This is a genomic window from Candidatus Stygibacter australis, assembly GCA_030765845.1.
Taxonomy (GTDB): domain Bacteria; phylum Cloacimonadota; class Cloacimonadia; order Cloacimonadales; family TCS61; genus Stygibacter; species Stygibacter australis.
On the sequence record JAVCDJ010000169.1, the window covers coordinates 1 to 7,573 of the forward strand.

The window sequence follows — 7,573 nt, forward strand, 5'->3', positions numbered from 1 at the left end:
AAGCCTGGGACAAAAAAAATAATATCATTTCCACATATTTTATCAATGAAGCTATAGAATATGAAGAAATCAAATTGTTAGATAATGATGGCAAAGAAGTAACGAAAAGAGACCCCAAAGGATTACCCTGCTTTAGAGCAAAGAAATTCGCCCATAAAGCATTGCCACTCTTTCTCGAAGGACCAGTACATTACCTTCGCTGCCAGCCCGAAAAGGAAATGGCGAAGGCTTTTGCTCAGAATATCAGAAAAAGCGGTCTCTATGATCAGAAATTAAAAATGTACAAGGTTAATTCTTCTTTAGCTGATCAGCCAATGGAAATTGGCAGGGCAAGAACTTTCTCTCCCGGCTGGTTTGAAAATGAATCCATCTGGCTGCACATGGAATACAAATACATGCTGGAATTGCTTCGTAATAGACTCTACAATGAATTTTACCATGATTTCAAAAATGTCTTTGTGCCTTTCTTCAAACCCGAAGTGTATGGCAGAAGTATTTTGGAGAATTCATCTTTTATCGTCAGTAGTGCCAATCCTGATCCTTCGATTCATGGAAATGGATTTGTAGCCCGTCTGAGCGGAGCAACAGCCGAATTTATCAATATTATCATAATGATGTGTATTGGCAAAGAACCATTTGCGATAAATCAAAAGGGTGAATTGCAATTGAAATTTGCTCCTGCCTTACCAGCCTGGTTGTTTACCACCAAAGCTCAAGAAAAAAGATTGAAGATTGCAGGTAGCTGGCAGACCGTAACTTTTGCTGAGAATACATTCAGTTTCATGTTTCTGGGCAAAATTTTGGTTATCTATCACAACGCTGAGCATGCTGACACATTCGGTTCTGATGCCGTTTCTCCTTATGCCTGGGTATTAACTGATCATAATGGCAATACCTCAAAATATGATTCACCGGTATTATCTGGTGAGATCGCTCAAAAGATAAGATCCGGGATGATCAGCCGGGTTGATATTGAATTAAGAAAACAATAAATATGGAGAACTAAAATGGATTCTATTGAAAAGAAAATATCTGAATTACTGGCAAAAATGACCCTTGACCAGAAGGTGGGACAGATAACGCAGCCGGAACGTCAATTCGTCACACCGGAAGAAGTTAAGAAATACCATATCGGCTCAGTGCTCAGCGGTGGGGGTTCAGTTCCAGGTGATAATACTCCTGAAGACTGGATCAAAATGAATGACGAATACTGGGCAGCTTCTATGGAAGAAGATGAAAACCACCTGGCAATTCCGCTCATTTATGGTGTAGATGCTATTCATGGCAATACTAATGTGAGGGGAGCAGTTGTGTTTCCTCACAATATTGGCTTGGGTGCAGCTCATGATCCAGACCTGATTGAACAGATAGCAGCAGTGACAGCAAAAGAAATTACTGCTACTGGTGTTGACTGGACATTTGCTCCCACTCTAGCAGTTGCTCGTAACAGCCACTGGGGACGTACCTATGAGAGCTATTCCGAAGACCCGGCAATAGTTGCTGAATATGCACCCAGATTTGTAAAAGGTCTCCAGGGAGATTTGGGTGAAGATAAGGTTATCGCCTGCGTTAAACACTGGATTGGTGATGGTGCCACATTACATGGAATTGATCAGGGTGATATGTGTATCTCAGAAGAAGAGCTAAGGAAAATTCACTTACCTCCATATAAAGCAGCTGTAGATGCCGGAGTTTTAACTGTGATGGTATCATTGAGCAGTTGGAATCAGGAAAAGTGCCATGGTCATAAATTTCTCATAACCGATCTTCTCAAAGAAGAACTGGGATTTAAGGGTTTTGTGGTTTCTGACTGGGATGGCATAGATTATCTGGATGAAGATTATGAAGAAGCTGTTGTGATGTCTGTAAATGCCGGCATTGATATGTTTATGGTCACGGAAAAGTGGAAAGAATTTATCCAGCTTGTAAAAGACAATATTGAAAATGGTCGCATTTCCATGACTCGCATTGATGATGCAGTTTCCCGCATATTACGCGTTAAATATAAATTTGGTATGTTCACTAAACCATGCCCCGCTGAACGTAAATTATCATTAGATCATTCCTGCTTTGGCTCAGAAGAACATCGCAAGGTTGCCAGAGAAGCAGTGCGAAAGTCTCTGGTAATGCTCAAAAATGATGCTGATATTCTTCCTTTGAAGAAATCTTCCAGAATTTTAGTTGCCGGTAAAAATGCCAATAATCGAGGACATCAGTGTGGCGGATTCACCATTGCCTGGCAGGGTGTGAAGGATAATGAATCTATTGCAGGAGGAACTTCCATTTGGGAAGGAATTCACGCTGTGGCACCCCATGCGGTTTTAAGTGCCGATGGAACTGAGGTTGATCCCGAAAAACATGATATTGCTATTGTGGTTATAGGTGAAACTCCCTATGCAGAAATGCTGGGTGATGTTCGCATAGATGGTCTGGCTAAAGGTATAAAAATCAGTAAAGGCTCTACATCACTGGAAACTCTGCCAGGAGAAACTATTCCAATTATGGAAAAGGGACCTTATGGTACTCATTTATATCTCCATGAACTGCATCCAGAAGATATTGCCTTGATAAAAATGATTGCAGATAAAGGCATCCCGGTTGTGGTAATTATGCTTTGTGGTCGCCCTGTGATCATCAATGACGAATTGGAAGCAGCAAAGGCATTTGTAGTTGCCTGGCTGCCTGGCTCTGAAGGTGCAGGAGTGGCAGATGTCATTTTTGGTGATTATCCCATGCAGGGAAAACTTAGTTTTACCTGGCATCGCTATGATGATGAAAACTATAATATCGGGGATGAGAATTATAATCCCTTATTCCCTTATGGATTTGGCTTGGGATTTAAAAAATAACAGAATCTAAATTAAGTTAGGGACAGGCATGATTGTCTGTCCCTAATTTTTTTGCTTTATTTTAAAAGCACTGCTTTGTGACTTATGGTTTTGCCGCCAGTTGTGATGCGTACAAAATAAATGCCAGTGGAACAGGAGAGTCCTGTGTTATTCTTCCCATCCCAGGTGAGGCAGCCACGGCAGGAATCTATCTGCCAGTTTCTGATCTGCTGTCCTTTGACATTATAAACAGCAATTTCTGTATTAGAATTTTCCATATTTTCTGCTTCCCATGAGATGTTAAGGTCAGGATTAAAAGGATTTGGGTATAACTGCAATTTTGTTGTATTGATAATTTCATTTTCAGTATTCTCTGTTGTGGGGATACGGAATTTCTGCATATACCAGTTAAAGCCATATTCGCCTTCATCAGGTCGTTCAGAAGTGCCTCCATCGAGCCAGCAGAAATAGATGTCATCACCATCCTTGCAGGTAATAGCTCTTACATAATAGTTTGACATTTCCAGATATTGATAAGGATTCTCAGGCAGAAGTACACTCGGCTGTCCAGCGAAATCATAAACGCTTAATTTCTCTCCGCCAAACATGGTTTGAGAATAAATAAGCAGATGGTCATTGAGTATTTCTACATTTGTAATTTCATAGTAATCAAAATCAGGAATGGCTACTGGCTCAGCGATTTCAGTACTGTCATAATTATATCTTCTCAGGATTAGGCTATCATCATCCTGTCTGGTTATAACCGCATAACTGTCGCTGCAATCGAGAATTTTTATATAATTTGCGCCATTCAAGAAATTGACTACATTGCCTTGAGTTGAGGACAGATTTTCACCCTCGGGTGTGATACGATATTCCACCAGTTGCATGCCAAAAGTAGTATGTTCACCCAAAAGGAAGAGCATATTACCATTTTCCTGTGGAATTGCGATAGGGAAGTCAACTAAGGAAGTTAAGTTCATGAGTAGTTCATCATCCCACATCATTCCACCATTTTCATCCACTCGGTTCAGATAATAGCCATTTCCCCAACTGATCATGCGCAGGATATAATCATTATATGCCATTATCCGGTGAGTATCAAAGTTCAGCCAGGGGAAGATCAATCCACCATCCTCCCACACAAATTCATCACTAACCATCTTTTGCACTCTTCCATAACCGTGGGGGCTCTGCACATTCCAGCTAAACAGCAGAGTATTATCCTCATCAGGAATAGTTGTCATGTTGATAGTAGTATTAATAAATTCACCTTCGCCCAGATATAAGCCACCTTCTCCCCAGACAAGTTCTGGTTCACCACTGAAATCTACTGCATTTATATAAAGCACTTCTGAATCAGGATTCCCGGCATCATCCAGTTCCATGATGAAATAAAATCTATCATTATATATTCCCAGCGGCTCAGCATAATTTTCATCAGCATCAGAGATTGGCATCCCTTCAGGATCTCCCACTATATTGCCATCTTCATCAAAAAGTTTCATCATCATTCGCTGATCACCCATATAGTAGGACTTCATTAGGACAATTTCCAGATCATCCATTTTATACACGCCTTTGCAGATTTGACCGCTATTGCGTCCTCTGCTGATCTCAGTACCTTCTGCTCCACAAACAGGCTCTCCTGATTCGTCTATTAGCTGATAGCTCAGGACTTCATTTTCCTGGTCTGCGGTCATATCTCTCCAGCCAATGGCTGATAAATTATCCTCTCCAAATACACCTACTATTGGATACCAGTATTCGTTCTGAAATGTCATACTCCACAAACCTTCTTCTGGACCTACAGGATTACTATCACCATCATATTCCCAGATGATGAATCCCGATAAAGAAAAGTTCCATACTCGCACATTGCCATTTGACATTCCCTTGATACCATCAAATCCATAATCGGAATCCAGTATTGTTGTCCAAATATCCTCTCCCTGATAATCTACCCTCATGAGATAATTGCCTTCCTGGCTCTCGTAGAAATTGATGTAATAGCCATCATTGGCTGGAGTACAATAAAAGGTGCTTAGATAAGTGGAGCTGCTGAAGATAAGTACCGGCTCATCCCACACAAGTTCACCATTATCATTTATCTGCTGCATGTATATTTCATTGCTGACATCAAAAATTATGTCCACACTGTTTTCTCGTCTGAAAAGATTAGCATTGAATACATAATAATCGAATATGGGAATTTCATCCCAGATCACTTCACCAAGAGCCGAAAGTTTAGTTACTACGCTGAGCTCGTCCTGGGCATTAAAAACGATTAGATTTCCATCCCCATCAGATAATATTTGGTAACTGTAACTGATCCCTTCTATTATAATACCGTTTTCCCAGTTCGGACAACAGGTTCCATCTGAAATAATATGCCAGAAAGCTACCGGACTTTCATGCCCGGTATCTGTCCAGAAAGCAAGATAACATCCACCTTGATCATCGCTGATAAACCGATAATCATAAGGATAACACAATCCTACATACACACCATTATCTTCCCACAGTATCTCTCCTGCGGGTGTAACTTTCTGTAGATATATGTCATAATCTTGTCCAAAATATAAACCAGGTCTATCGCGGGTATCATGCCAGGCGACTATTATATTGCCATCGCTGGCTGCTATCATTTGACCACGCCCCTGATATTTGGCAGCATCACACACTACCAGATCATTCTGCCAGACCGGATTTCCATTGATGTCATAACCCTGCATCATCAGATCAGGATTTCCTGACTGCGAATCTGACCAGACAAAATAAGAAACGTCATCAATTACTGCCCCGCTGTTATTATACCAATAGAGCGGATAATCATTATTAACATGTATACCACCAGCCTGCCATTGTAATTGAGAATAAATAGTAATAGTAAATATCAGGAAAATAAAAAGAACTGTGATTTTGTTTTTCATTAGAAAACCTCCGTTTACAATTTTCCCCCCGTTGTCAAAATTAGTTACAGTTTTTCAGGTAAAATACCCGTGTTTTGTACTCATACTCCATTCTGCAAATATATTATGCAATTTCTATTCCAGAAATATGGCAAATCGATTAATTTGTAGGCCTTATTGAACTTATAGGTCATATACAACCTATAACCCGAAAATCTTGCTGAACAACAAAGCACGTAGTGACATTAAAATGTGAGTACGTGCTAAGTTGTTCTTGTCTGATATTACTTTTTGATTATTTTATTAGCGGGGGATGCTTGCGAGAGCATCATTAAATAGTTTAAATAAGGTGGTTATGATGAAAAATGTAAGTGGAAAAAGTGTGACTGATTTCGTACAACGCAATTTTGAAGTGCATGGTGAATTTGAAGGCATAGTGTATCGCACCAAACGAAACGGCAGGCAGGAACAATATCCCTATAACCCGGTATCATATTATCAGCGGACTCCGCTTACGATCAGAAATGAAGCAATCAGACGTTATGCTGCCACAATTTCTAATCCTCGGCTGGCTGATTATAAGTCTGTGATCAAAAAACTCAATTATTACACGCCGTATATTTTGAACCCTGGAATGCAGAAATTCCTTGGTGAGACGGCGTTTTATGTGCGTCAGCGGGGAGATTATGAATTACGCTGGCAGGGCATGCCCATGGGCTTTCATCAAACTATCGCCTCACGCACTAAGGTGGAACTCAGCTTTCATGCAGAAGGCGAGTTTGGGCTGGATTGCTATTATCAGGATGAGTTGTATTGCCAGCGAAATTTTATCATCACTTCCAGTGATCTGGAAGCTGCATATGAAGCCTGGCTGACTGCCAATCTGGAGCATGTTTTGAGTTTACCGGAACCTGGATATGAGAGCATTAAAACTTACCGAAGGGGACTGCGGAGCAAGGTGAACTGGATCACTGCCCTCAGCGGGAAATACCACGAGGAAGTGGTCTATGAAATCCCGGACTACAGTTATAAAGATATCAGGCGAACAAATCCCTGGCTTTATCACCGGCGAAGGTATGACCACAGCGTCAACTCCCAAACACTCTATTTTAATAATAAAATTAAGGAAATTGCTGCAAACTGGCAAGTACTTTCGCAAGTAGAGCGTGATGAATGGAATAAAAGGGCAGCGAGGTATAAAAAGCTGCGTTTAACAGGGTTTAATCTCTACACAAAAGAGAATGTAATGTAAGAGTTTTAACCACAGAGGGCACAGAGAGAATGTAATGTGAATTTATGCTGACTATCGATGTATCCAGTGCATCCCTGCGCTGGGTTATAAATGGAATGTAAGAATTATTAAGCCGCGAACAAACGCGAACAAACTTAATGTAATGTAAGAATTATTGGCAGCGAATAGCTTTCATATATTACAGCTCATCAAGACAAGACTAACAAAACGAACTAAAGCGTACTCGGGATAGGAATTCTGGGTGACCTGACTGATAATAGTGCTTTGGTTTATGCAGGTCGTCCAGAAGTCATATCTGGAGTACCGTTCATAACTCCGAGACTGTTCAATCTAAGTAATTGTTATGGAATTGACAATGCTGAGACTTGCGTATGGTCTTGTACCTTCGCAATGGTTAACCGTTCTGACCAAGAGATTTTCATTTCTAACTGGCTTATTTATCTAGATTTATAAGCTTCTATTTTCTGATCAACCATTGTATATTGACATCATGAAATTAGTATTAAGATATTGATAAGGAAAATGGAAGGGGTTAAGCTTGAACAACCATAGGGTATTAAAACCCGTTCGCAATGTTAAGC

At 40.4% G+C, this 7,573-nt stretch carries 4 protein-coding genes; 3 read left to right on the forward strand and 1 reads right to left on the reverse strand.

Annotated elements, in window-relative coordinates:
• Both RAO94_08495 and RAO94_08500 read left to right on the forward strand, forming a co-directional pair.
• Positions 1 to 992 (forward strand): hypothetical protein (locus RAO94_08495; GenBank protein MDP8322373.1); only part of this gene is annotated, 992 nt, incomplete at its 5' end.
• Between the two features lie 15 nt (positions 993 to 1,007).
• Complete coding sequence (locus tag RAO94_08500; GenBank protein MDP8322374.1) at positions 1,008 to 2,849, forward strand: glycoside hydrolase family 3 protein; 1,842 nt, start codon at positions 1,008 to 1,010, stop codon at positions 2,847 to 2,849.
• 56 nt (positions 2,850 to 2,905) lie between these two features.
• Here the strand turns inward: RAO94_08500 and RAO94_08505 are convergent, their stop codons facing one another.
• A complete protein-coding gene (locus RAO94_08505) occupies positions 2,906 to 5,761 on the reverse strand; it encodes a T9SS type A sorting domain-containing protein (GenBank protein MDP8322375.1) in 2,856 nt (951 codons plus the stop codon).
• 334 nt (positions 5,762 to 6,095) lie between these two features.
• Between RAO94_08505 and RAO94_08510 the strand changes: the two genes are divergently transcribed.
• The gene (locus RAO94_08510) at positions 6,096 to 6,992 is read left to right on the forward strand and encodes a hypothetical protein (protein MDP8322376.1); all 897 of its coding nucleotides are present in this window, start codon (positions 6,096 to 6,098) and stop codon (positions 6,990 to 6,992) included.
• Positions 6,993 to 7,573: the final 581 nt, after the last annotated feature.